This is a genomic window from Stenotrophomonas sp. C-A, assembly GCF_054030835.1.
In genome coordinates this window covers 2,564,378-2,587,265 of sequence record NZ_CM132916.1, presented here as the reverse complement: position 1 = coordinate 2,587,265, position 22,888 = coordinate 2,564,378, and the positions used below count along the sequence as shown (strand labels likewise).

Below are 22,888 nucleotides of genomic sequence, written 5' to 3'. Positions count from 1 at the left end.
CCCGTGCTGGAACGGATGAATCATGCCAATGGGTCCAGCGTGCCGAGCACCGCTACGCAGGCCAGCACCAGCACGGCCAGCACCGATTCGCAGGCCAGGCTGTGGCGAAGTGAGCGCAGCGGCCTCAGTTGCCAGCCGCCGCGGATGGAGCTGGCCAGCGCTGGCACCAGCCGCCAGCGATGCAGCGCGGCAAGCCCCAGCATGCCGCCCACCAGCGCCAGCTTGAGCAGCAGCCAACGCCCATGTGCGGCGCCGGTCAGGGTCTGTATGGAACCGCCGAGATCGACATAGGTATAGGTGCCGGTCATCGCCAGCAGGGCGACGATGATCGTGCCCGGCACGGCGAAGCTGTGCGCGGCCTGCCACAACTCGTAGGTGCGTTCGCGCAGGCGCAGGCCCTGGCGGCGCAGTGCCAGCTGCAGGAGGGCGGCGATCGCACCGACCCAGGCGCCGGCGGCCAACAGGTGGACGATGCCGGTAGCAAGACGCAGCCTGCCAGCGAGCCCATCGCCAGCAGCGGCGTGGCCATTCCAGGCGAGGCTGGCCAGGGTCGCCGCCGAGAATGCCAGCAGCGCCAGACGGCGCAGGCCCTGCACCGGGCGTTTGACTGCCAGCAGCGGCAGCATTGCCAGCAGGGCCAGGATGCGCAGCAGCCCCGCCTCACCCACCGGCGTACCGGTAAGAAACCAGCGCGCCGTCTCGCCATCGATGTCGAACGGTGATATGCCAAGCACGCCGGACAATCGGCTGGCCGCATCGGTGACGACCAGGATCAGCGCAACCACGGCGAGTGCCAGCGAGATGCCGCGTGGCAGCCCGGGGCGGACGAACAGCAGCCGCCCGAACAGCAGCATCAGCACCAGGTACAACGCCAGCCGCAACGCATACGGTGAGAGCTCGGCCACGACGGCAGCCTTACTTCACGGTGAAGCGGTAGCTGCCGGTAATCGGATGAGTGTCCTGGCCGACCGCGCGCCATTGCAGTGCGTAGCTGCCTGCGGGCAGCGGCTTGGCGAAACGTGCGCGCAACGTGTGGCCATCTTCGGAAATGTCCTGTGCGGTGGTGGCCATGGCCATCTTCATGCGGCCATGGTCCATGCTCAGTTCGATGCGGGTGGCACGCGGCATCACCTTCTCACTGAACCGCAGCGTGATCTCGGTCGCCGGGGCTACGGTGGCGTCGGCGGCAGGCGTCGAACTCACCAGGCTGGGATGGGCCAGCGCCAGCGGCGCAGCCGCGAGGCCGGACAGGAGAAGAACAAGGGAAACGGAGCGGATCGGGAAACGGGTCATGCGCGGGACACCTGTGGGAGAACTGGCTCTCAGGGTGAAGAGTGGCGCCTTTCGCTGCCCTGACGCGGACATTACCGCCTTGTAATGTTCGTTGGCTGCCGGCCCGCGGCCGGCACTACCGGGTACGTGACTGCGCGATCCATGCAGACGGCGAACAGCCGAGCACGCGGCGGAATGCCGCGCTGAATTTGCTGGGATTGGCATACCCGCTGGCCAAGGCAACATCGGTGACACGGCGGCCCTGCGCGAGTTCGGTGCGCGCCCAGTGCATGCGGCGCTGGGTGAGGAACGCGTAGGGTGGCAGGCCTGTGGCCGCGCGTAGCGCCCGACTGAACGTTGCGGCCTCCATCTGCACTGCAGCAGCCAGCTGTGGGACCGTCAGCGCCCGACCGTGCTGCGCGTCGATGTAGGCCTCCAGTTGTCGCAGCCGTCGTGCCGACAGCGCGGACGTGGTGCCGCGTGCCTCGCGAGGTTGGCCGGCAAGCTGGCGCAGGCGGTGCAGCAGCACCTGCGCGCCATGCTCAAGGAAGCCGGGCAGGCATCGGCCTGCGTGCTGCACCACAACGCGGTCAGCACCGCGGACACCACCGGATCGCGGTGCAGCCGTGCAGCCAGCGGCTGCAGGTGATGCAGCGTCTGCACGTTGTGCGGCAGCATGCGGGTATCGATGGCGATCCCGATCAGATCCACTGACGGGCTGACATAGGTGCCGGTGTCTGCGGGCAGCACCAGGTTGAACTGGCCAGGTCGCCAGGATGCCTGCAGAAGACCGTTGAGGGTGTGCTGCTGCAGTCGCCCGCCGCCGCCCACGGCCATGCCCAGGCGAAGCTGGTGCGGATGCCCCATCTCACCTTCACCTGCGTCGAAGCGGTGGCGCAGCAGCACCACCGCGCCCTCATTGCTGGCGTGAACCGCAGGGGGCTTCGGGCCGGCTTCCTGCAACAGCTGGTCGGCGAGGGTTGGCATCACGGATCCGGGAATGGAGCAGTGCCGCCCGGAATGGAGTGGCAGCACGGCGCGGGTGTTACATCATAACACTCGTGTCCCGTGCTGCCGCCGCCCGCGCGTCCTCCAGTCCATCCGTCGAGGTCTCCCCGTTGAAGTCGTCCACGCCTGCCGCCGCGCTCGTTGCGGCATCTCTGCTCATTCCCGCAATGCCCGTGCTGGCCCAGCAGGCCGCCCCGGCCACCCTCGACGGCGTCCGGGTCACCGGCTCCAAGCGCGATACCCCCTACCTGAAGAGCGACCTGTCGGTGACGGTGCTCGACCGGCAGGCGCTGAAGGAGGCCGGGGTCACCGAGTTCCGTGACCTGGACAAGCTGGCGCCGAACGTGAAGTTCAATGCGATGGGCCAGCTCAGCAACATGTTCATTTCCATCCGTGGCATCGAATCCAATCCTTTCCTGGTCAATCGTGCCTCGGTCTACATCGATGGCATCCCGTTCCGTGAACTGAGCAACGCGGTGCTCAACCAGGTCGAGTCGGTGGAAGTGCTGCGCGGGCCGCAGGGCACGCTGTACGGTGCCAACAGCGAGTCGGGGCTGGTGCTGGTGCGCACACGCGGCCCGGCCGATGCGCGAGAGGGCGAGGTCAATGTGCGCAGCACCTGGTTCGGCAACGGCAATGGCACCGCTCTCGATGGCTTCCTGGCAGGGCCGTTGAACAAGACGGGCAGCCTGTCCGGCTCGGTGGCGTTCATGGGCTCGGATGAGGACGCCTACCTGAAGAACCTCACGCCGTCCGGTGCGCGCGGCAGGGTGGGCGAAGGCTACCTGCAGGGCAAGCTGCGCTGGCGGCCAAGCGACTATGTTTCGGTGAACGCGCTGGCCTATCACCTGCGCACCCGCGCGCCCGGCATGTTCGAGTACGAGTACTTGCCGCTGGATACCGGCCTGTACAACCGCACCTACGGCACGTCGCTCAACGGAGGCCGCCATGCCGGTGACTTCACCTACATCAACGACGCACCCAAGCGCACCGAAAAAGATGAGTCGGTTGCGGGCCTGAGCGCGCAATGGCAGCTGCAGGCCGGCACGCTGGACGTGGCCGCCTCCTGGCGTAGCGAGGAAGTGACCTCCGCCGGCTATGACTTCGACATGACCCAGAGCCCAGCATTGGCAGGCCGCATCTACGACCGGAAGCGCGAGTGGACGGCCGAGGCGCGCTTCAGTTCGCCCGGTGACCAGGCCCTGACCTGGATGGCCGGTGTGTCCACCTACCGCAACAGCAAGGATTCGATCCTTGGCACGTTCGTCGGTCCGGCGCTGCGTGGGCTGGACAGTTACAACCTGGCGCCGCGGCAGACCTCGAAGGGCGAGGACTACAGTGTGTTCGCTACCGCCAGCTACACCTTCCCCGCGCAGCCCAAGCTGACCGCCAGTGCCGGCCTGCGCCATGAGCAGGCGCGGCGTTCCACCGAGCAGCGTTCCGGTGCGCTGGATCTGGGCGCCGGTGGCCGCGTCCTGTACCGCGACGCCGCGCTGGCGCATACCTTCACGGCGACGCTGCCGCGGGTGTCGCTGCGCTACGACGCCACTGACGACCTGTCGTTCTATGCCGCCTCGGCCAAGGGCTACATTCCAGGTGGCTTCAACCTGGCCGCAGCGCAGAGCGACGTGGTCAACGACAAGGTGCTGCGCTACGAATCCGAACGCATGTGGAGCCACGAGCTGGGGTTCAAGATGAATCTGGCCGGCGGTCGTGGCCACATCGGCGGGGCACTTTTCCACATCACCTCGGACAACTGGCAGGAGATCCAGGTGGCCACCGATGCCAACGGCCGCCCGATTTCGTCGGACTACGTGGGATCGGACGCCTCGATCCGGTCGCGGGGTGCAGAACTGGAGGGGGTGTTCGAAGTAGTGCCTGGCTTCACGCTGATGGCGAATGTGGGCTACGTCGACGCGAAGTACACCAAGCTGTGGGTCACCGTCGACCAGAACCTGGATGGCAAGCGGGTCAAGTTGACGCCGCATTACACCGGCTACCTGGCCGCACGCTACCAGTTCGAGTCTGGACTTTACGCGCGGCTGGAATCGCAGTTCACCGGCTCCAGCGCACTTGACGAGCGCAACCGCGCCTTCCAGCCGGCCGTCGCCGTGCTGGGTGCGCAGCTGGGCTACGAAACCGGGCCGTGGAGTGCACGGCTATTCGTGCAGAACCTGACCAACAAGCGTCGCATCAACGGCCTGATCTTCGACAATCTGGCTTTTGGGCGTGATGGCAACTACTACGGCCCGGTCGACAGCCCGCGCATCTTCGGCGCGGAACTAGGCTACCGCTTCTGATGATAGGTAGTGCCGGCCGCTGGCCGGCATTTTCGGGGCGCTGGCCAGCGGCCGGCACTACCGGCGGTTACGCAACGCCCGTCGATTGCCAATGTGCGCTGCCGCCAACAACACACCACCACAAGCGGTGGCCATGCCATGCCAGAGCAGCGATTCCTTCAGCGGCAGGTACAGGGAGGCCGACAGCAGCAGGATGGCGCCGGTGCAGGCCAGCTGCACAGGCCGCCAGCGCCCATGCCGGTGCACCCCGGCCGAGGTACTCGCCAAGGCCAGCGAGGAGGCCAGCAGCGCGAACAGCCACTCCCAGCGCGACATCATCAGCAGCAGCGTCATTACGCCATGGCCGGGGTGCTGGAACGAGCGCAGCGCCATCATCGCTGCCGGCACGAAGGCCAGCAGCAGGGGCAGGGCGATGCAGTGGGCGGCGCAGGCCAGGGACAGCCAGGCACCGGCAAGATCGAAGCGGGGGTGCCAGCGTGCCGAAGTTGGCGGCTGGGCCAGGGCCCTTGCGGGCGTCGTGGGGATGTGGTCCATAATGTTATATAGTAACAATTGGAGACTCCCCCATGAAGCTTCCTGCTGCTCTATTCCTGCTGCTGGATGCCAGCGCCGCGCAGGCCCATGACATCCGCCAGCACGCACCGCACGTGCATGGCCAGGCGACCGTCGATGTTGCGCTTGGCCAGCAAACCCTGGAATTCGCCCTTCAGGCCCCCGGCATAGGCATCCTCGATTACGAGCGGCCGCCGGCCAATGCAGCCGAGCAGGCCGCGCTGGCACGGGCGACGTCGTTGCTGAAGGGCGGCAGCTGGGTCACTTTGCCCACCGCCGCGGGCTGCCGTCTGGCCACAAGTAAAGCCGATGCAGATGGCTTCGACGCGACGGCCGCCGCGCCGCCGCCGGGACAGCACCGGCACGCGGGTTTCAGCGCAACGCTGCAGTACCACTGTGCCAAACCTGCCGAGCTGCGCGCCATCGTCGTGCGCCTGCCCGTACTGTTCCCGGGCCTGCACGAAGTCATCGTCAACAGCGCAACGGCCCATGGCCAGAACCGCAGTGTGCTGACCCCGGACAACCTGCGCGTGGTGCTGGTCCCGTGAGCACGGCACCGGTGATCGCTCTGGAAGACGTGCAGTTCGGCTACGGCATGTGCCTGGTGCTGGACATCCCGCGGTTGTGGATCGAGCAGGGCAGCAGCGTGCTGCTGCGCGGAATCAGCGGTGGCGGCAAAAGTACCTTGCTGGGTCTGCTGGCCGGTGTGCTGCTACCCGGCAAGGGACGTGTCGAGGTGGCAGGCCAGGCACTGCAGGACATGGGAGGTGCGGCGCGGGATCGTTTCCGTGCCGACCAGTTGGGCGTGATCTTCCAGCAGTTCAATCTGCTGCCGTTCCTCACTGTGCGCGACAACATCGCATTGGGCCTGCGCTTCTCGCGCCTGCGCAGCGCGCGCATCAGTGGGCCGCTGGATGCAGAGATCGCACGCCTGTTGTCAGCCCTGCAGCTTGACCCGGCGTTGATGCAGCGGCGCGCGGGCACGCTCAGTGTCGGCCAGCAACAACGCGTGGCGGCGGCACGCGCCCTGATCGGCCGGCCAGCGTTGCTGCTGGCCGACGAACCAACTTCGGCACTGGACCGCGATGCGGCCACCGCCTTCCTGCAGCTGATGTCCGCGCAATGCCAGGCGGCCGGTACGACGGTGCTGGTGGTCAGTCATGACGACAGCCTGCAACCCTTGTTCGACCGCACGATTGCATTGTCCGAGATCAACCTGGCAGGTGCCGGCCATGCTTGAGCTTGCCTGGGCCAGCCTGCGCAGCCGCGCGTTGAGCGTGGGCCTGACCGTTATGGTCATCACTCTCAGCGTGGTGCTGCTGCTGGGCGTCGAGCGTGTACGCACGCAGGCGCACGAGGGGTTCGCCAGCACCGTATCGGGCACCGATCTGATCGTCGGTGCGCGCTCGGGACCGGTGAACTTGCTGCTGTACTCGGTGTTCCATGTCGGCGATCCAACCAACAACGTGTCCTGGCAGTCATTCCAGGAACTGTCCGCGCTGCCGCAGGTGAAGTGGGCGGTGCCGTTGTCGCTGGGCGATTCCTGGCGTGGTTACCGGGTAGTGGGTACCACTGGCGGCTACTTTGAACACTATCGCTATGGTTCCGGTCACGCGCTGGCCTTTGCACAGGGGCGGCCCTTCGATGATCTGTATGACGCGGTAATCGGCGCAGAAGTGGCTCGCGCGCAGAAGGTCGGCCTCGGTGACCAGATCGTGCTGGCGCACGGCACCGGCGCGGTGACCCTGGCCACGCATGCCGACAAGCCGTTCCGCGTTACAGGCATCCTGCAGCGCACCGGCACGCCGGTGGATTCGTCGCTGCTGGTCTCGCTACCGGCCATCGAGGCGATCCATGTCGACTGGCGATCGGGCGTGCAGCTGCGCAGCCAGAGCGTCAGTGCCGAGCAGGCGCGCCACCTGGACCTGACCCCGACCAGCATCACTGCCTTCATGCTCGGCCTGAACTCGCGCATCGCCACGTTCTCAGTACAGCGCAGGATCAACGAGTATCCGGACGAGGCGATGCTGGCGATCCTGCCCGGCGTTACGCTGCAACAGCTGTGGCAGTCACTGGGCACCGCCGAGCGGGCGTTGCAGCTGATCAGTGCAATGGTGGTGCTGCTGGGCATGGTCTCGCTGGTGGCGCTGCTGGTCTCGACCCTGCAGGAGCGGCGGCGTGAGATGGCCATCCTGCGTGCCACCGGCGCGCGACCGGGCTACATCGCCGGCCTGCTGGTGGTGGAAGCGGTGGCGACCAGTGCGGTGGCCTGCGTGCTGGCCCTGTCGCTGCTGGTGGCCGCCAGCACTGCCGGGCGCGGCTGGGTGCTGGCCACCTTCGGCCTGTCGATCACCCATGTCTGGCCGGATGGCCGCGAATTGGCATGGGTTGCGGGCGTGCTGCTGATCAGCGCGGTAGCGGGGCTGGTGCCGGCATGGCTGGCCTACCGGCGTACCGTGGCCGATGGCCTTTCACCGGGAGGCTGAGCATGCGATGGATGCTGTGGCTGCCGATGGTGCTGGCACTGGCCGCCTGTGAGCGGCCGGTGGATACCGGCGTGCAGGCCTTGCCGCCCTCGCCGGTGGTCGACCGCGATGATCCTGCAGACGCTGCGGAGCAGGAGCAGGAGCAGGAGCTGGACTGGTTGCAGATGATGCCGAAGGACGAGCTGGCCGCACTGGAGCGGGGCGAGGGCCCGGAGGTCGAGCACAACGGCAACCGGCGCATGCCGCAGTTCGGCACCTTCCGCACGGTGGACACGGTCCTGCAGCGGCCGGTGCGCCTGCCGGGCTACGTGGTACCACTGGCCAACGCGCAGGACGGGCGGCTGACCGAATTCCTGTTCGTGCCGTACTACGGCGCCTGCATCCACGTGCCACCACCACCACCGAACCAGATCGTGCACGTGGTGCTGCCGCGCCCGATCGAGATGCCGGACATGTACTCGCCGTTCTTCCTGGCGGGCACCCTGCGCGCCGAACGGTTGGATGACGATCTGGCCGGTTCGGCCTACACCATGCGTGACGCAGAGCTGAGGCCCTATGAACCGTAGTCACCTGTTGCTGACGTTGGGATGCCTGTGGTTGGCAGGCTGTACGGCGCCGGGCGGCGATGCCTTGGTGGTCGGGCCACAGGACAAGCCGACGCCCTCCGCCACGGCCGAAGCCCCCATCGACCGTTGGGACGCGTTGCGGCCCGACGAAGTGACCTACCAGCGCCCACCCCCGCAGATTGGCCTGTCACGCAATGGCATGGAGGGCGTGGGCGGCCTGATCGACGACACCGGCTCGGGCACGCCACCGGGGCTGGAGATCGACCATTCCAGCCCGGACCGCGCCAAGCAGTTCGGCTCCTCGCGCGTGGTCGACGCTGTCGACGGGCGCGCGGTGGACCTGGATGGCTACGTGGTGCCGCTCGGCACCAACGATGCCGGCCTGGTCGATGAACTGCTGTTCGTACCGTTCTATGGCGCGTGCATCCACGTGCCGCCGCCGCCGCCGAACCAGATCATCCATGTGACCCTGGCGACGCCGATTGCGCTGGGCGATCTGTGGGATCCGTACCGGCTTGCCGGCCGCCTGCAGGTGAAGCGTTTCGACGCGGACATCGCCAGCGCGTCCTACGATGCTGCGGCGGCGACGCTGACGGCGATCCGCAACTGATGCGCAGGCGCTGGCTCATGGCTGCCGGGGTGCTGCTGGGCGCGGTGGTGCTGCTGGTGTGGTGGCAGCGGCAGCGCGCACCCACCGCGCCGCCGGCGGTCGCGTTTCCGGCACCGGCGTCCGATGCCAGCCAGCGTATCGAACAGCGCCTGGCCGATGACCACACGTTTCGCAACGACGTGCTCTTCCTGCTCGCAGCAACATTGCGCGACCGCTGCCAGCCGGCGCAGGCCGGGCTGCTGGCGCGCATGGCCAATCGTGCATCGCTGCCGGTGCTGGCGGCAGTCAGCGCGGTGACCCAGCAGGACCCATCGCTGGATCGGCCGATCTACCAGTACATCCAGCATCGGGCCGATGCCACTCAGTGCGGCCAGCCGCTGCAGATGCCGTTGGCCGGTGAGCGCAGCATGGCGGTGGACATCGAACAGTACGCGCGCACCTTCCCCGACAGCTACTTCGACCCGCAGCGCAGCAGTGAACCCCGGGATTTCGGTGGACTGTCGCTGCAGCAGCGCGCTGGCAACGCCTGCAACAGCGTGGTGTATTCGGTGCTGCCGCTGGGTGGTACCGACTGGCGGTGCAGCAGCCTGCGCGCGAATGCCCGGGCGCGGGTGCGCGGGGTATGCGAAGACGAGCTGCGGCGCCAGCATGGGGGGACTGGTGGGGAGCTGGACATGGCCGTGGGGCAGGGCATGCAGGCGGCGGTGGTATCGGCGATTGCCGCGCTGCCGGAAGACTGCCGGTGATGATCCCTGACACCGGCCACGACCCGGCATGAGGGACACGACAACATGAACATTGCCCGGGCCCCAATCTGAATTAGTGACGCTGTTTTCATAACTATACAGGACATCCTGTATAGTTATGGCCGTATTCCACCCCCGATCAGGTTCTCCCATGGCTTTGTCCCAGCCCTTGGCCGGTGCGCCGGCCCTGTCGCGTGCCCGTCGCTGGGCACTGTTGTTCACCGTCGCCGCTGGCCTGCTGCTGGTCACGCTCGACAACTCCGTGCTCTACACCGCGCTGCCCACCCTGACCGAGGAACTCTCGGCCAGTGCCGGCCAGGCGCTGTGGATCATCAACGCCTATCCGCTGGTGATGGCCGGCCTGCTGCTGGGTGCGGGCACGCTGGGCGACCGCATCGGACACCGGCGCATGTTCCTGATCGGCCTGGTGGTGTTCGGCGTCGCCTCGCTGGCAGCGGCGTTCGCTGACACCGCAACGCAGCTGATTGCCGCGCGTGCATTCCTGGCGATCGGTGCCGCAGCGATGATGCCGGCCACGTTGGCGTTGATCGGACTGAGCTTCCACGAAGAACGCGAACGCAACATCGCCATCGCGATCTGGGGTTCGGTGGCCATCGTCGGTGCGGCGCTCGGCCCGATCATTGGCGGCTGGCTGCTGCAGCACTTCTGGTGGGGCTCGGTGTTCCTGATCAACGTGCCGGTGGTGGTGGTCGCGTTCGTGGCCACGCTGCTGCTGGCGCCGGAAGGACAGCGCGACACCTCGCGGCCATGGGACCTGGTGTCGTCAGTGCTGGCACTGGCTGCACTGTCCGGCCTGGTGCTGGCGATCAAGTCGTTGATCGCTACGCCGCCGTCGTATGCGCTGGGCGCAGGCGCGCTGCTGCTGGCCGTCGTCAGCGGCGCGGCGTTCGCACGCCGCCAGCAGCAGCTGCCGTACCCGCTGCTGGACTTCGCGATCTTCCGCAACCCGGCGTTCCTGGCCGGCACGCTGTCGGCGGTGTTCACCCTGTTCGCGATGGCAGGCCTGCAGTTGGTCACCACCCAGCGCTTCCAGCTGGTGGCGGGTTTCACGCCGCTGCAGGCGGGCCTGCTGGTATCGGTGGCGGCGCTGGGCAGCCTGCCCAGTGCGCTGCTGGGCGGCAGCATCCTGCACCGGGTGGGCCTACGCCCGCTGATCTGCGGTGGCCTGGCCGCAGGCGCGTTGGGTGTCGGCGTGGTGGCCTTTGGTTTCCCGCACGGCCTCGGTTGGGTGGTCGCGGGTATGGCCATCACCGGCTTCGGCATGGGTTCGGCCATCTCGGTGGCGTCCACTGCCATCCTCAACAACGTGCCGGCGCACCGTGCGGGCATGGCCTCGTCGGTGGAAGAAGTGTCCTATGAGTTCGGTGGCCTGCTGGCGGTGGCGATGCTGGGCAGCCTGAGTGCCGCGATGTACAGCGCGTTCCTGCCGGTCTCGGCCGATATGCCCGCGCTTGCCCGTGAGGGTTTCACCCAGGCGCTGCATGTCGCGCGCGAGAGCGGGCAGGGCGAGTGGTTCGTGCTGGCTGCGGCGGCGTATGACCGCGGCTACCAGATCGTGCTGCTGGTGATCACTGTGGTGCTGGTGATGGGTGCGGCGATCATCGCGCGCCTGCTGCGCGGCCGCGTCGGCAGCCGCGAGGGCGCGGCCGATCGCGTAAAATGAAGCGATGAGAACCAGCAAGCGCGATCGCATCCTCGACGCCGCCGTCAACGTGATCAATCGTGACGGCGTGCGCGCGGTGACCTTCGAGTCGGTGGCGGCCGAGGCCAAGCTGACCCGTGGCGGCCTGCTGTACCACTTCCCGTCGCGCGAGGCGCTGTTGCGCGGCATCGACGAGCACCTGGTGCAGGCATGGGAAACGTCGATGGAAACGCTGCTGGGCAAGCGCGCGGATGAAGCGACAGCACTGGAGCGCTACCAGACCTTCGTGCGTGTCTCGGCGCAGAGCGCCACCCGTGCCGAACTGATGTTCATGCTCGAATCGGCCGACCCGGACGCCGAAGAGCGCCCGTGGGGACCGGCGGTGCGTCGCTGGGCACCGCTGCCGCCGGAGGCGGGTACAGGGGAAGACAGCGCGGCGCTCGACAATTTCGTGGCGCGGTTGGCGGCCGATGGCCTGTGGATCTACGAGGCGATGTACGAAGGGCAGCTGGATGAAGGCGTACGTGCCCAGGTTGCCGAGCGCATCGCCGGGCTGTTGGCGAAGTCTGATGGGTCACCGCACTTGTAGCGTCGAGCCATGCTCGACTGCTCTTCGGTCAGGCAACGAAAACCCCGCGCTTCGCGCGATAGCTGACCCGCGGTCGACTCTACCCCTTACCCATTTACCCAGCCTGCGCTGCGCTCGCGGCCAACCACGCCCGCGGCGAGGCCCCCAGCCGCTTTCGGAACGCCTTCGACAGCGAGGCGGTATCGGCAAACCCCACCTCGATCGCCACCTGCTTGACCGCTACGCCGGCCCGCAGTTGCGCGCAGGCCAGGCTCAGCCGCCAGTCCAGCAGGTAGCTGGCCGGCGTGGCCTGCATCACGTCCTTGAACACGGCCGCGAACGCGCTGCGCGACATGCCGGCAGTCGCGGCCATGCGCGGCAGCGTCCACTCGTCCTGCGGCGCCTGGTGCATCGCCACCAGCGTACGGGCCAGCCGTGCGTCGGACAGCCCCCGCATCAACCCATGGCTGACTCCGGCCGTATCCGGGTGGTCCACCACCCAGCGCAGGATCTGGATCAGTGCCACCTCGAACAGGCGGTTGGTCAGCAACCGGGAACCGCAGCGCTGGCGATCGGCCTCGGCGAACAGCAGGTGCAGGGTGTCATCCAGTTCGCCGATCGCGGCCAGTGGCACCACCATCACCGGTGGCAGTGACTGCACGATCGGATTGCGCGCGCCGCCATCGAAATCCAGCGTGGCGCAGGTGAAATCCGGACCATCCAGCGGTGCATTGAAGAACACATGGTGCAGCGGCTGCGGATACAGCAGCAGGCTGGGTGTGTCGATCTTCAACCGGGGCAGCGCGATATCGCCGTCGGGATGACGGACCTCCATTTCACCCTGGCGCAGGATGTGCAGGAAGGCACGACCGGGCTGCGGCTCGAAGACATGGCGCCCGCACAGCGGACCGCTGTGGAACAGCGCGGCCTGCACCCGGAAGCGCTCCAGCAGGGAGGAGAGACGGTCGGGTGGGGAGGTGTCGGTGGGCGTGCTCATGGATGAATGGACAACATGTGTGGCTGATTTTGCCTGAAGCGTCCAGCGAGTCTACCTAGGATGAGCGGGTCGTCCAATCCCGGGCGCTTTCCCAAGGAGATCCACCATGTCCCGTGTCCCCCTGATCGATGCCGCCAACACCACCGCCGACCGCCAGGCCCTGCTGGGTCAGGTCCACGCTGCCTTCGGCGCCACCCCGGCCATGTTCCGCGCCGTGGCCAACTCGCCAGCCGCCCTGCAGAGCATGTGGGGTTCGTTCGGCGCGCTGGGCGGCGGTCGCCTGTCGCCGCTGCTGGGCGAGCAGATCGCCGTGGCCATTGCCAACCGCAATGCCTGCGAGTATTGCCTGGCCGCACACACCGCGCTGGGCCGCAAGGCGGGTGCCAGCAGCGAGCAGATGGCCGCTGCACAGATCGGTCAGTCCAGTGACCCGGCTACCGCCGCTGCCCTGAGCTTCGCGCTGAAGGTAGTCGAGCAGCGTGCGCAGGTCACCGATGGCGATGTGCAGGCGCTGCGTGCGGCCGGCTTCGACGATGAGCAGATCGTTGAGATCCTCGCCCACGTAGCGCTCAACCTGTTCACGAACTACGTAAACGTAGCGTTCGACGTGCCGGTGGACTTCCCGAAGGTGGCGCTGCGCTGAGAGCGGTTCGGCCCGGGCAGTGGGCCGCCCGGGCCGGTAGGAAGGGGCAGGCGGCGTGGTGCGGCTCTACCTGTCGTCTGCCCGCAGTCGCTCGGGGTGCGTATAGACATTGAATCCGCTCTCCCGCGCGAACCCGACCAGGCACAGGCCTGCACTACGGGCAAGGTCGATCGCCAGCGCGGTCGGTGCCGAGACAGCAGCCAGTACGCTGACGCCGGCCCGTACGGCTTTGCTGACCATTTCGTAGCTGGCGCGGCTGGAAATCACCAGCAGCCCCCCCTCGATCGTGTGTTCATTGTGATGCAGTGCGCCGATCAACTTGTCCAGCGCATTGTGGCGACCGACGTCCTCGCGCACCCAGCCGATGCGGCCGCTGGCATCGGCCCAGGCGGCGGCGTGGGTGGAGCCGCTCACCGCATTCATCGGCTGATGCTGCACCAGCGTGGCCAGCGCCCGTTGCAGGGCTGCTGGCGGGTAGGTTCGCCGTTCGCGCACCTCGGGCAGCGGCCGCAGCACTTCCTCCAGCTGACGCGTGCCGCACAGGCCGCAGCCACCGCGGCCGGGCAGCAGGCGCCCGTTGGCCGGATCCAGGTCGGCACCGGGTGCATCCTCGGTCACGGTCATCTGCAGCTCGATGCCTTCCAGTTGCGGTCGTACCTCGATGGCCAGCAATTGGGCAGGCGTAGCGATCAATCCCTCGCTGAGCGAGAACCCCAGCGCGAAGTCCTCCAGGTCGCAGGGCGTGGCCATCATCACTGCGAAGGCGGCGCCGTTGTAACGCAGCGCCACCGGCACTTCTTCGGCAACCACATCGACCAGCGGCTGTTGCCCCTCGCTGCGCCAGCGCTGCAACGGGCGCTGGGCCGTGCCGGCAGGCGGGGTGTGCGATGGAGGCGAATCAGGCATGCAGCGCGTCCGGACAAGGGAGATATGCAGGTGGTGGACCACCCGCTGCATCGAGAATAGCGCAGTGGCCACGCGCTGACGCGGGTGTAACCGTTGTCATGGCAGGCTGCGCTGAAAACAGCGTGCACCCACTGGCGAAGCCACGCAGGCCGTGTTTGACTGTGGGGCTGGCCGTGCGTTCGAACGCGCCGCCGGACCGCGTTGTGCCGATTGTTGCTGCGTTCCTCCCGCCAGGTTCCCGAACATGTCCGAGCAGAAGCCGCCGCGTTACAAGCCCTACAACCAGCCCGCCGGTGGGTGGGGTGCCGCCGGCGCCACCGCCAAGGTGCTGCTGCAGCAGAGCGTGATCGGCAAGGGGTCGAAGGCGCTGCTGGCGATGAACCAGCCGGGCGGCTTCAAGTGCCCCAGCTGCGCGTTTCCCGACGCCGACGAACGCAAGAAGCTCGAGTTCTGCGAGAACGGCGCGAAGGCGCTGGCCTGGGAAGCCACGCAGTTCCGTGCCGGTCGTGAGCTGTTCGCCCAGCACACCGTGACCGAGCTGATGGCGCAGACCGACTACTGGCTGGAGATGCAGGGCCGGCTGACCGAGCCGATGCGCTACGACGCGGCGACCGACCACTATGTGCCGTGCAGCTGGGACGAGGCCTTCGCGCTGATCGGCCGCCACCTGCAGGCGCTGGACAGCCCGCACCAGGCCGAGTTCTACACGTCCGGACGCACACCCAACGAAGCCGCGTTCCTGTATTCGATCTTCGTGCGCGAGTTCGGCACCAACAACTTCCCGGACTGCTCGAACATGTGCCACGAGCCGACCAGTCGTGGCCTGCCGCCGGCCATCGGGGTGGGCAAGGGCACGATCGTGCTGCAGGATTTCGAGCACGCCGAGGCGATCTTCGTGGTCGGCCAGAACACCGGCACCAATTCGCCGCGGATGATGAGCAACCTGGTCGAGGCGCGCAAACGCGGCATCCCGATCGTGGCGGTCAACCCGATGCCCGAGCGTGCGCTGATCCGCTTTGCCGAACCGCAGGACATGGTGCAGATGGCCACGTTCGGTTCGACCGAAATCACCAGCGAGTTCGTGCACATCCGTATCGGCGGCGACCTGGCCCTGATCAAGGGCATGATGAAGGTGATGTTCGAGCGCGAGGCGCAGGGCGAGCGCGTGCTCGACCATGATTTCCTGTCAGAACACACGGTGGGGCTGGAGGCGCTTCGCGAAGACGTGATGGCGCAGGACTGGGACGAGATCGTGCAGGTGTCCGGCATTTCGCAGGCGCAGATCCGACGCTGTGCGGAGATCTACATCCGCTCCAAGGCCACCGTGATCTGCTACGGCATGGGATTGACCCAGCACCAGTACGGCTCGCGCCTGCTGCAGCAGGTCGCCAACCTGCTGTTGCTGCGTGGCAACTTCGGCAAGCCCGGTGCTGGCATCGGGCCGATCCGTGGCCATTCCAATGTGCAGGGCGACCGCACCGTCGGCATCGACGAGAAGCCCAAGCCGGCCTATCTGGACCGCGTGCAGCAGGTGTTCGGCTTCGACCCGCCGCGCGAGCATGGCCATCATGTGGTCGAATCCATCGAGGCGATGCTGGATGGCAGCGCCAAGGTGTTCATCGGCCTGGGTGGCAACTTCATCCATGCGGTGCCCGATACGCCGCGCGCGTACGAGGCGATGCGTGGGCTGGACCTGACCGTGGGCATCGCCACCAAGCTCAACCGCGGCCATCTTGTTCATGGCCGCGATGCGCTGATCCTGCCGGTGGTGGCGCGCTCGGAGCGCATCGTTACGCGGGCAGGCGAGCAGTTCGTCACCATCGAGGACGCGATGTCCAATGTGACCGCCTCGCGCGGCGTGCTCGAGCCGGTCAGCGCCGATGTGTTGCCCGAGGTCGAGATCGTCTGCCGCATGGCGATGGCCGCGCTGCCGCACAGCAAGGTCGACTGGGCAGGCTGCATGCACGATTACGCACCCATCCGTGAGCTGATCGCGGCCGTGTACCCGGAGATCTACACCGGTTTCAACGAGCGCATCCAGCAGCCGCATGGCTTCCACCTGGACATTCCGCCGCGCCGCCGCGTCTGGCCCACGCCCAATGGCAAGGCCAACATCCTGGTGATGCCAGGCCTGGACGTGGATGCGCCGGTGGACGATCCCGGAATGCTGCGGCTGGCCACGGTGCGCTCGCACGATCAGTACAACACCACCATCTACAGCTACAACGACCGCTATCGCGGCGTGTACAACGATCGCATGGTGCTGTTCATGAACATCGAGGACCGGCTGGCGCGCGGGCTGGACAAGGAAGCGCGGGTCAGCCTGGAGACGATCAGCGGCGATGGCGTGCAGCGGCGCATCGAGGGCCTGACCGTGCTGGACTACCCGATGCCGCGCGGCGCGCTGGCCGGCTACTACCCCGAACTGAACCCCTTGCTTCCGCTGGACTACTACGACCGGATCAGCGGCACGCCGGCGGCCAAGTCGATCCCGGTGCGGGTGCGGGCGATGGCCGCGGCGATTGCGTAGCGCGCGCATCGGCTATCATCGGCGTGTGAACCTGCCTGGCCTGCTGCTGCGATGGATGCTGCTTGTCGCCCTGGTGCTGAATGCACCGGCGCTGGCGCTCGCCGCGTCTTCGTACAGCGGCCCGGCCAGCCAGGACCATTGCGTTGCACCGCATTCGGCGGCCATGGCCGGATGCTGCGACGATGCAGCATCAACGGTCTGCCAGAGCAATGAGTGCGAATGCCCGCCGGCCAGCCTCGGCATGCTCGCCTCCCTGAGCAGAACGCCCGCCTCGCCATGGCGTGAGGCGCCTTTGCCAGCCAGCGCCCAGCAACGCGCACCGCCGCCGTTGCCGGATCCGCTACGACCTCCCATCGTGTGATTCCCTGCAGGCCTCAAGTACCTGCCATAGCTGCTCGACTCATTCTCGACTCTACCTGTGCCTTTGATGCGCAGGCAGCGGGCCGCGTTGCCCGCATCTGCAAAGGAATCAACACCATGAACCGTTCTCTCTCCCTCGGCCTGCTGCTGGGCACCGTGCTGGTCACCACCGCCTGCGCGCGTGCCGCCGAAGAATCCGCCGCCACGCCGGTTGCCAGCGAAGCCCCCGCGGCACCGATCATGGCCGGTCCGTCGCAGGTGGATCCTGCACTGCCCATCGCCATCGTGCACAAGACTGCCAGCTGTGGCTGCTGCGGTATCTGGGTCGATCACCTGAAGGCCGAAGGCTTCCAGGTGGATGTGCGCGACACCGACGACATGAACCCGATCAAGGTCCGCCTGGGTGTACCGGTCGGCAAGGCGTCCTGCCACACCGCCGAGATCGGTGGTTACGTGGTTGAAGGCCACATCCCGGCCGAGGACATCAAGCGACTGCTGGCCGAGCGGCCCGCAGCGCGCGGCCTGGTGTTGCCGGGCATGCCGGCCGGTTCGCCGGGCATGGAAATGCCGGATGGCTACGTGCAGCCGTATACCGTTGAGCTGGTACGTACCGATGGCAGCACCGAGCCGTACGCCCAGCACGGGCAGGGGGGCTGACAGGCGGAGGTGCCGGTCGTTCTGACCGGCACCCTTCGATGCGCTCTCTGTAGAGCCGAGCCCATGCTCGGCTGCTTTCTGCCAGCAAGCCGAGCATGGGCTCGGCTCTACAGGATCAGCGGTGTGCCGCAGATTCCTTGGCCAACTGCGCGTCGAACGTCTTCTCGGCCGCATCCGCGTAGGCGCTGCAGGTCAGTGCCTTGGCGCCGGCCTTGCTGCCGGCGGCATAGTTCCAGTTGCTGGCGCCAGGGTGCGGGGTCAGCAGCAGGTCGCAGGGCAGGCCACGCACGGTGGTGAAGCTGCGCTTGTAGTCCTCGATCAGGCGCGGATAACGCGGGTTGCCCTTCAACTGATACCCCGGTGCACTCAGGCTGTCGGCGTATGCGATGCGCACCGGCTTGCCATCGCGGGTGTCAGTCCAGGTCCAGGCGGTGCTGCCCGGGGTGTGCCCCGGCATGAAGTGCGCGGTGAATTCGATGCCGCCCACCGTGACCACTTCGCCATCCATGATGATGCGGTCGGCGCTGGTGGGCGGATAGGTGATGCCGTCGCCAAAGTGCAGGTCGTTGCTGCCGCCGCGCGCCAGCAGCACAGCCGATTCGGCGTTGGCCATCACGTGCGCGCTGGTGCGACGCTTGAGCTCGGCCACCGGGCCGGCGTGGTCGGCATGCGCATGGCTGAGCAGGATCAGTTGCAGGTCCTGCGGGGCCACGCCGCGCAACTTCATGTTGTCCAGCAGGTGGCCGGCCATCTGTGGCATGCCGCCGTCCAGCAGTACTGCGCCCTCGGCGGTCTGCACCAGCAGCGCGGTCAGGTTCCAGGTACCGATCTGCCAGGTGTGGTCGGCGATCTGTAGCGGCTCCATCGGCTGCAGCCAGGACGCATCCACGGTGTAGGCCCGCAGCTGCGGCAGTGGTGCCTCGGCGGCACTGGCGTGCGCGACCGGAAGAACAGCGGCCAGGGCGAAGGCGAGCAGGGAACAACGCATGGTTCACGTCCATTTGAAGGAGGCCCAGAAACTAGCATGGGCCTCCTTCATCGCGTCTCGCATAGATTTCATGGCTCCCATAAGGGCGCCATGGATCAGTACCGGTACTGCCACCCCAGCGTCAGCACCCGGCCGCGGCCGGAGAAATAGCTCGGGTTCGATGGCGTGGTCTGCGAGTAGTAGCTGATGTACTGCTTGTCCGCCAGGTTCTGCACGCCCAGCGTGAAGGCATGCATGTCCAGCGTATAGCGCGCGACCAGATCCAGAGTGGTGTAACCCTTGAACTCCGCCACCTGCGTGCCACGCAGGTCGAAGTCGCGGTCGAAGGCATGGCTGGCCTGCAGGCGGGTGCTGAGCTGCGGCGTCCAGCTCTGTTCCCAGAACGCGGTCAGCCGGTTCGGTGCGATGTTCACACCAGCCAGGTCGCTGTCGAGGCGGCCGTCAACGTCGGCATCGTAGCGGCCGTTGGCGCGCGCATAGCCCAAGCCAAGCCGGCTGTCGCCCAACCGCAGGCGCAGGTTGCTTTCAAAGCCTTCCACGCGGGTGGCCTGACGCTGCACCGCATAGGCATCGATGCCCGGATCGTAGATCAGCACCGAGCCGAGCTTGGATTCGGAGGTGTAGTAGGCAATGTCACCGCTGAAGCGGCCATCGTCGTACTCCAGGCCGATCTCGCGGTTGTCCGACACCACCGGTGACAGGTCGATGAGGCTATCGACGCGCTGGCCGTCGCGGTTGATCGCGCGCAGCACGCGGCCGACGTCGGCCACGGTGTAGCCCTCCGAGTACGAGGCATAGGCGTTCAGGCGATCGTTGATGTACCAGACCGCGCCGAAGTTGGGCAGGGTCTCGCTCATGGTCGGTTTGCCACCGGCCACCTTGCGTGCGCCGTAACGGGGCAGGGTGGTGTAGTCACCCACCTCCAGCTCGCCCTTTTCGTAGCGCAGGCCGCCGGACAGCATCAGGTGATCGGTTGGCCACCAGTGCAGCTGCAGCAGCGGCGACAGGCTCTGGTAGGTGGTCTGCGGTACCCAGTTCATGCCGCTGGCCAGCAGCACCTGGTGGGTGCGGTCACGCAGGCCGTCCAGGCCCAGGGTCACGTCCAGCGTGGTGTCGGCGATGCGGGTCCAGCTCTGGGTCAGCTTGAAGCCGCGCTTGTCCGATTCGTTCTGGGTCTGGTCCCAGGCGGCATTGGCGCCGGTGTTGCCCCACGGGTCCCACTGGCTGGCGCCATAGCGGCCTTCGAAATCCACCGCGAAGGCCTGTGCCTGGAAACGGCCACCGAGCAGGTCGGCGGCGCTGTAGTCCACCGTCAGCGAACGCGAGCGGTTCATCGGTGGATCGAGCGGCGTATCGCCGGGGACCGAAATGGTCGGGCGACCGGTCCGGTAGTCACCGTTGATGGCCAGGTAATTGTCCAGCCCGCGCAGTTCGTAGCGGTTGGCCATCACCTGCAGGCGGTGGCCTTCGGCAATGTTCCAGCCCAGCTTGGCAAAGACGTTCGATGAGGTCGAGTCCATCAGCTCGCCCTGCGCGTTGGTGCCGATCGATCGGCCCTCGCCGTCGTGGTACAGGCCCTGCTTCTCATAGGCCAGGCCGGCGACCAGGTCGAACTGCTCGCCACGCACGCCCACCAGGGCCGAGCCGCGCTGGCCATTGTCATCGTGGCGGCTGGGCATGGCGGAGTTGTAGCTGACATTGGTGTCGAGCACGAACGCACCCGGCTCGCTGGGCGCGCTGCGGGTGATGATGTTGACGATGCCACCGGTACCGCCGATGCCCTGCAGCGCGTTGGCGCCGTGGATGACCTCGATGCGCTCGATCATCGCCGGGTCGATGGTGTGCGAATCACGCGAGCCATCGCGCAGCGGCGTCGACTGCGGCACGCCGTCGACCATGTACAGGATGCCGCGGCCACGCATGGTTTCCCCGTAGTTGGACATCTTCTCGCGTGCCGGGGCAAACGCCGGGATCTGTGACGACAGCACCCGCGATACATCCGAACCCAGCGCCAGCTGCTGGGCGATGTCCTCGCGGGTCAGCACCGTGATGGTATTGGGCATGGCGGTCTCGCCCTGCGGCATGCGCGCGGTCGAGGCCGATACCGTGACGCGGGCCAGCGACGTCGTCGCGGCTGATGCCGGCGCCGATGACGCGGCGCGGGCCGAGGTGCGCGGCGTGGCCGGCGCTGGCGCAGCACTGACCACGAACACGCCCGGCGAACGTTCCTGCAGGGCCAGGCCTTGCCCGGCCAACAGTTGCTGCAGGGCCTCGCGCGGGGTGTAGCGGCCATCAACCGCCTGGGCGCTGCGGCCGCCTACGCTGTCGGCCGCGAACAGCAGCTGGATGCCACTCTGCCGCGCCAGCGAGTTGAGCGACGCCTGCAACGGGCCGGCCGGCAGATGCAGCTCGATGGGTGCGGACGCAGCGGTCTGCGCCGTGGCGGGCAGGGCTGCACACAGGCAGGCAGCGAGCAGGGTGGGGGCCAGCCGGCATAGGGTGGCAGGCGGAACAGGGCGGGTCATGCGGGGGTCCTTCGGAAGAGTTCAAGCACCTGCCGGATGGGACGGCGCGCAACCCACCCTCGGTGTGGCATTCAATCGCGGGCGCGCAGATGCAGGCTGCCATCGGTGCCGGCATGCACCTGCACCGGCAGGATCTCGGGCAGCAGCGCGAGTACGGTCTCGGCGCGGTCGGCATCGAACACGCCCGACACCTGCAGGGGCCCCAGCGTTGGGTCGTCCAGCACGATGGGACGGTCGTGATAGCGCTGCAGGATGCGCAGGACCTCGCTCAGTGGCATGCGGTCGAACTGCAGGCGTCCGGTGGTCCAGTCCGCCTGCTCTGGATCGATGGCTTCCGGAGGTGACAGCGAACCGCGCTGGGCCAGCAGGCGCTGCCCTGGCTTCAGTCGCTGTTCGCTGTTGCCCTCGTCGACGCGTACGCCAACCTCGCCGCGCCACAGTGTCACCTCGCTCAGTTCACCCTGGCGATCGACGTCGAACACCGTGCCGTAGTTGCGCACGTGGACCGGGCCGGCATCCACCTCGAAGCGCCGCCAGGCCGAGTGCTGCACCTCGAAGCGTGCCCGCCCTTGTTCCAGCAGCACCTGCCGGGAGCGCAGATGGCGGCGCACCTGCACGCGGGTGCCTGCATCCAGCTGTACCCGACTGCCGTCGGCCAGGACGAGTTCACGGCGTTCGCCGACGCCGGTCTGGTAGTCGTGGACCTGCCAGGCCGGGTCGGCCATGAACACGGCACCGGCCAGCACCAGCAACACGGGTAGTACCCGCTTCGCGCCGCCACCGCGGCGGCGCAGCGTTTCCGGGCCCGGCAGCGGGAAGCGTTGCTTCAGGGCGTCCCGATGCTGGTCCAGGACCTGGTCGGTAGTGGGGGCCTCGGGCGGCGGCGGTGGTGCAGGTGTATTGCTCATTGCAGTGCTCCCTGCTGGCGGCAATCGGCCATGGCCAGCCGCAGGTGGCGCTCAACCGCCTTCAGGCCGATGCCCATGCGCTGCGCGACGTCGGCCTGCGGCAGCTCATGGATCTTGTGCAGGATGAAGACCTGCTGGCGCCGGCAGGGCATGCGCTCGATGGTCGCGCTCAGGCGCTGCAACGCCTGCTGTCCCTGCACCTGCTGCTCGGGGCCTGGGCGTTGGCAGGCGTCATCGGGCAGTTCGGCGCGCGCCTCCACCCAGTGCCGGCGCAGATCCTCGGCGCGGCAGCGGTCCACCGCGGCATCGTGGGCGATGCGCCGCAGCAGCGCGATGGGTTGCCGTGCATCGTAGGCGGCCGGGCGTTCGAGCAGCCGCACGCAGACGTCGTGCACCACTTCACGGGCCAGCCCTGGCGAACGGAAACGACAGCGCAGGTACTCCACCAGTTCCTCGTAGTGGCGCACCAGCGAGGACACCAGCGGCAGCGCAGGAGGGTGTGGGGAAGGCAGCTGGGACATCCGGACCGGAAGCAAGGACAAAGGGCGGGCACGGGGAGGGCATCCCTGCGCGATGACGCAATACTAATGGGAACCGTTCGCG

Annotated in this window: 23 protein-coding genes; 12 read left to right on the top strand and 11 right to left on the bottom strand. The window is 67.4% G+C overall.

Features of this window, described 5'->3' with window-relative positions:
* Nucleotides 1–20: 20 nt before the first annotated feature.
* From copD to ACW5IY_RS12155, 4 genes are all read right to left on the bottom strand, one after another.
* A complete protein-coding gene (copD, locus tag ACW5IY_RS12170; RefSeq protein WP_049437491.1) occupies nt 21–905 on the bottom strand; it encodes a copper homeostasis membrane protein CopD in 885 nt (294 codons plus the stop codon).
* Nucleotides 906–915: 10 nt separating this feature from the next.
* Nucleotides 916–1,293 carry a copper homeostasis periplasmic binding protein CopC gene (gene copC / locus ACW5IY_RS12165; protein WP_049437489.1) on the bottom strand — a complete coding sequence of 126 codons (378 nt, stop codon included), beginning with the start codon at nt 1,291–1,293 and terminating at the stop codon, nt 916–918.
* 115 nt (nt 1,294–1,408) lie between these two features.
* A complete protein-coding gene (locus ACW5IY_RS12160) occupies nt 1,409–1,642 on the bottom strand; it encodes a helix-turn-helix domain-containing protein (protein WP_239682868.1) in 234 nt (77 codons plus the stop codon).
* Nucleotides 1,643–1,671: 29 nt separating this feature from the next.
* Nucleotides 1,672–2,259 (bottom strand): hypothetical protein, encoded by a 588-nt coding sequence (locus ACW5IY_RS12155; protein WP_239682869.1) that lies wholly within the window; start codon nt 2,257–2,259, stop codon nt 1,672–1,674.
* A 74-nt stretch (nt 2,260–2,333) separates the two neighbouring features.
* Between ACW5IY_RS12155 and ACW5IY_RS12150 the strand changes: the two genes are divergently transcribed.
* Nucleotides 2,334–4,580, top strand: coding sequence for a TonB-dependent receptor (locus ACW5IY_RS12150; RefSeq protein WP_239682870.1), 2,247 nt, complete (start codon nt 2,334–2,336; stop codon nt 4,578–4,580).
* A gap of 57 nt (nt 4,581–4,637) precedes the next feature.
* Here the strand turns inward: ACW5IY_RS12150 and ACW5IY_RS12145 are convergent, their stop codons facing one another.
* A complete protein-coding gene (locus ACW5IY_RS12145; RefSeq protein WP_049437485.1) occupies nt 4,638–5,114 on the bottom strand; it encodes a MerC domain-containing protein in 477 nt (158 codons plus the stop codon).
* Between the two features lie 32 nt (nt 5,115–5,146).
* Here ACW5IY_RS12145 and ACW5IY_RS12140 point away from each other — a divergent pair, with 32 nt between their 5' ends.
* The 8 genes from ACW5IY_RS12140 to ACW5IY_RS12105 all read left to right on the top strand — a co-directional run bounded on the left by ACW5IY_RS12140 (nt 5,147) and on the right by ACW5IY_RS12105 (nt 11,792).
* Nucleotides 5,147–5,680: a ZrgA family zinc uptake protein gene (locus tag ACW5IY_RS12140; protein WP_049437483.1), complete on the top strand. Its 534-nt coding sequence runs from the start codon at nt 5,147–5,149 to the stop codon at nt 5,678–5,680.
* On the top strand, nt 5,677–6,372 hold the full coding sequence (locus tag ACW5IY_RS12135; protein WP_049437481.1) for an ATP-binding cassette domain-containing protein: 696 nt from the start codon (nt 5,677–5,679) through the stop codon (nt 6,370–6,372). The genes ACW5IY_RS12140 and ACW5IY_RS12135 overlap by 4 nt, the downstream gene beginning before the upstream one ends.
* Nucleotides 6,365–7,618 carry an ABC transporter permease gene (locus ACW5IY_RS12130; RefSeq protein ID WP_049437480.1) on the top strand — a complete coding sequence of 418 codons (1,254 nt, stop codon included), beginning with the start codon at nt 6,365–6,367 and terminating at the stop codon, nt 7,616–7,618. The genes ACW5IY_RS12135 and ACW5IY_RS12130 overlap by 8 nt, the downstream gene beginning before the upstream one ends.
* A 2-nt stretch (nt 7,619–7,620) precedes the next feature.
* The gene (locus ACW5IY_RS12125) at nt 7,621–8,184 is read left to right on the top strand and encodes a DUF3299 domain-containing protein (protein WP_049437478.1); all 564 of its coding nucleotides are present in this window, start codon (nt 7,621–7,623) and stop codon (nt 8,182–8,184) included.
* A complete protein-coding gene (locus ACW5IY_RS12120; RefSeq protein WP_049437476.1) occupies nt 8,174–8,794 on the top strand; it encodes a DUF3299 domain-containing protein in 621 nt (206 codons plus the stop codon). The genes ACW5IY_RS12125 and ACW5IY_RS12120 overlap by 11 nt, the downstream gene beginning before the upstream one ends.
* Nucleotides 8,794–9,540 carry a hypothetical protein gene (locus ACW5IY_RS12115; protein ID WP_049437474.1) on the top strand — a complete coding sequence of 249 codons (747 nt, stop codon included), beginning with the start codon at nt 8,794–8,796 and terminating at the stop codon, nt 9,538–9,540. The genes ACW5IY_RS12120 and ACW5IY_RS12115 overlap by 1 nt, the downstream gene beginning before the upstream one ends.
* Before the next feature lie 151 nt (nt 9,541–9,691).
* Nucleotides 9,692–11,224 (top strand): MFS transporter, encoded by a 1,533-nt coding sequence (locus ACW5IY_RS12110; protein ID WP_049437472.1) that lies wholly within the window; start codon nt 9,692–9,694, stop codon nt 11,222–11,224.
* Between the two features lie 4 nt (nt 11,225–11,228).
* Nucleotides 11,229–11,792, top strand: coding sequence for a TetR/AcrR family transcriptional regulator (locus ACW5IY_RS12105; protein WP_043396110.1), 564 nt, complete (start codon nt 11,229–11,231; stop codon nt 11,790–11,792).
* Between the two features lie 94 nt (nt 11,793–11,886).
* Here the strand turns inward: ACW5IY_RS12105 and ACW5IY_RS12100 are convergent, their stop codons facing one another.
* Nucleotides 11,887–12,768 (bottom strand): AraC family transcriptional regulator, encoded by an 882-nt coding sequence (locus ACW5IY_RS12100; protein WP_049437470.1) that lies wholly within the window; start codon nt 12,766–12,768, stop codon nt 11,887–11,889.
* Between the two features lie 106 nt (nt 12,769–12,874).
* Here ACW5IY_RS12100 and ACW5IY_RS12095 point away from each other — a divergent pair, with 106 nt between their 5' ends.
* A complete protein-coding gene (locus ACW5IY_RS12095) occupies nt 12,875–13,411 on the top strand; it encodes a carboxymuconolactone decarboxylase family protein (protein WP_010485446.1) in 537 nt (178 codons plus the stop codon).
* Nucleotides 13,412–13,477: 66 nt separating this feature from the next.
* Here the strand turns inward: ACW5IY_RS12095 and fdhD are convergent, their stop codons facing one another.
* Entirely contained in the window at nt 13,478–14,317 is an 840-nt protein-coding gene (gene fdhD, locus ACW5IY_RS12090) for a formate dehydrogenase accessory sulfurtransferase FdhD (RefSeq protein ID WP_049437467.1), read from the bottom strand.
* A 244-nt stretch (nt 14,318–14,561) separates the two neighbouring features.
* On the opposite strand from fdhD, the gene ACW5IY_RS12085 reads away from it, so the two are divergent.
* Nucleotides 14,562–16,847 carry an FdhF/YdeP family oxidoreductase gene (locus tag ACW5IY_RS12085; RefSeq protein ID WP_049437466.1) on the top strand — a complete coding sequence of 762 codons (2,286 nt, stop codon included), beginning with the start codon at nt 14,562–14,564 and terminating at the stop codon, nt 16,845–16,847.
* A 477-nt stretch (nt 16,848–17,324) separates the two neighbouring features.
* Nucleotides 17,325–17,864, top strand: a complete 540-nt coding sequence (locus ACW5IY_RS12080; protein WP_100049915.1) for a DUF411 domain-containing protein — start codon at nt 17,325–17,327, stop codon at nt 17,862–17,864.
* Nucleotides 17,865–17,979: 115 nt separating this feature from the next.
* Here the strand turns inward: ACW5IY_RS12080 and blaL1 are convergent, their stop codons facing one another.
* The 4 genes from blaL1 to ACW5IY_RS12060 form a co-directional block, all read right to left on the bottom strand.
* Complete coding sequence (gene blaL1 / locus ACW5IY_RS12075; protein ID WP_049437465.1) at nt 17,980–18,852, bottom strand: L1 family subclass B3 metallo-beta-lactamase; 873 nt, start codon at nt 18,850–18,852, stop codon at nt 17,980–17,982.
* A 95-nt stretch (nt 18,853–18,947) separates the two neighbouring features.
* Nucleotides 18,948–21,377, bottom strand: coding sequence for a TonB-dependent receptor (locus tag ACW5IY_RS12070; protein WP_049437463.1), 2,430 nt, complete (start codon nt 21,375–21,377; stop codon nt 18,948–18,950).
* A gap of 71 nt (nt 21,378–21,448) precedes the next feature.
* The gene (locus ACW5IY_RS12065; RefSeq protein WP_049437461.1) at nt 21,449–22,285 is read right to left on the bottom strand and encodes a FecR family protein; all 837 of its coding nucleotides are present in this window, start codon (nt 22,283–22,285) and stop codon (nt 21,449–21,451) included.
* On the bottom strand, nt 22,282–22,806 hold the full coding sequence (locus ACW5IY_RS12060; protein ID WP_049437459.1) for an RNA polymerase sigma factor: 525 nt from the start codon (nt 22,804–22,806) through the stop codon (nt 22,282–22,284). The genes ACW5IY_RS12065 and ACW5IY_RS12060 overlap by 4 nt, the downstream gene beginning before the upstream one ends.
* Nucleotides 22,807–22,888: the final 82 nt, after the last annotated feature.

What these genes read in the sequence shown, in the direction of transcription:
- copC (WP_049437489.1), bottom strand. Translation starts at nt 1,293, where the DNA reads ATGACCCGTTTCCCGATCCGCTCCGTTTCCCTTGTTCTTCTCCTGTCC.
- ACW5IY_RS12160 (WP_239682868.1), bottom strand. Translation starts at nt 1,642, where the DNA reads ATGGAGGCCGCAACGTTCAGTCGGGCGCTACGCGCGGCCACAGGCCTG.
- ACW5IY_RS12155 (WP_239682869.1), bottom strand. Translation starts at nt 2,259, where the DNA reads ATGCCAACCCTCGCCGACCAGCTGTTGCAGGAAGCCGGCCCGAAGCCC.
- ACW5IY_RS12145 (WP_049437485.1), bottom strand. Translation starts at nt 5,114, where the DNA reads ATGGACCACATCCCCACGACGCCCGCAAGGGCCCTGGCCCAGCCGCCA.
- ACW5IY_RS12140 (WP_049437483.1), top strand. Translation starts at nt 5,147, where the DNA reads ATGAAGCTTCCTGCTGCTCTATTCCTGCTGCTGGATGCCAGCGCCGCG.
- ACW5IY_RS12130 (WP_049437480.1), top strand. Translation starts at nt 6,365, where the DNA reads ATGCTTGAGCTTGCCTGGGCCAGCCTGCGCAGCCGCGCGTTGAGCGTG.
- ACW5IY_RS12125 (WP_049437478.1), top strand. Translation starts at nt 7,621, where the DNA reads ATGCGATGGATGCTGTGGCTGCCGATGGTGCTGGCACTGGCCGCCTGT.
- ACW5IY_RS12120 (WP_049437476.1), top strand. Translation starts at nt 8,174, where the DNA reads ATGAACCGTAGTCACCTGTTGCTGACGTTGGGATGCCTGTGGTTGGCA.
- ACW5IY_RS12115 (WP_049437474.1), top strand. Translation starts at nt 8,794, where the DNA reads ATGCGCAGGCGCTGGCTCATGGCTGCCGGGGTGCTGCTGGGCGCGGTG.
- ACW5IY_RS12110 (WP_049437472.1), top strand. Translation starts at nt 9,692, where the DNA reads ATGGCTTTGTCCCAGCCCTTGGCCGGTGCGCCGGCCCTGTCGCGTGCC.
- ACW5IY_RS12105 (WP_043396110.1), top strand. Translation starts at nt 11,229, where the DNA reads ATGAGAACCAGCAAGCGCGATCGCATCCTCGACGCCGCCGTCAACGTG.
- ACW5IY_RS12100 (WP_049437470.1), bottom strand. Translation starts at nt 12,768, where the DNA reads ATGAGCACGCCCACCGACACCTCCCCACCCGACCGTCTCTCCTCCCTG.
- ACW5IY_RS12095 (WP_010485446.1), top strand. Translation starts at nt 12,875, where the DNA reads ATGTCCCGTGTCCCCCTGATCGATGCCGCCAACACCACCGCCGACCGC.
- fdhD (WP_049437467.1), bottom strand. Translation starts at nt 14,317, where the DNA reads ATGCCTGATTCGCCTCCATCGCACACCCCGCCTGCCGGCACGGCCCAG.
- ACW5IY_RS12085 (WP_049437466.1), top strand. Translation starts at nt 14,562, where the DNA reads ATGTCCGAGCAGAAGCCGCCGCGTTACAAGCCCTACAACCAGCCCGCC.
- ACW5IY_RS12080 (WP_100049915.1), top strand. Translation starts at nt 17,325, where the DNA reads ATGAACCGTTCTCTCTCCCTCGGCCTGCTGCTGGGCACCGTGCTGGTC.
- blaL1 (WP_049437465.1), bottom strand. Translation starts at nt 18,852, where the DNA reads ATGCGTTGTTCCCTGCTCGCCTTCGCCCTGGCCGCTGTTCTTCCGGTC.
- ACW5IY_RS12070 (WP_049437463.1), bottom strand. Translation starts at nt 21,377, where the DNA reads ATGACCCGCCCTGTTCCGCCTGCCACCCTATGCCGGCTGGCCCCCACC.
- ACW5IY_RS12065 (WP_049437461.1), bottom strand. Translation starts at nt 22,285, where the DNA reads ATGAGCAATACACCTGCACCACCGCCGCCGCCCGAGGCCCCCACTACC.
- ACW5IY_RS12060 (WP_049437459.1), bottom strand. Translation starts at nt 22,806, where the DNA reads ATGTCCCAGCTGCCTTCCCCACACCCTCCTGCGCTGCCGCTGGTGTCC.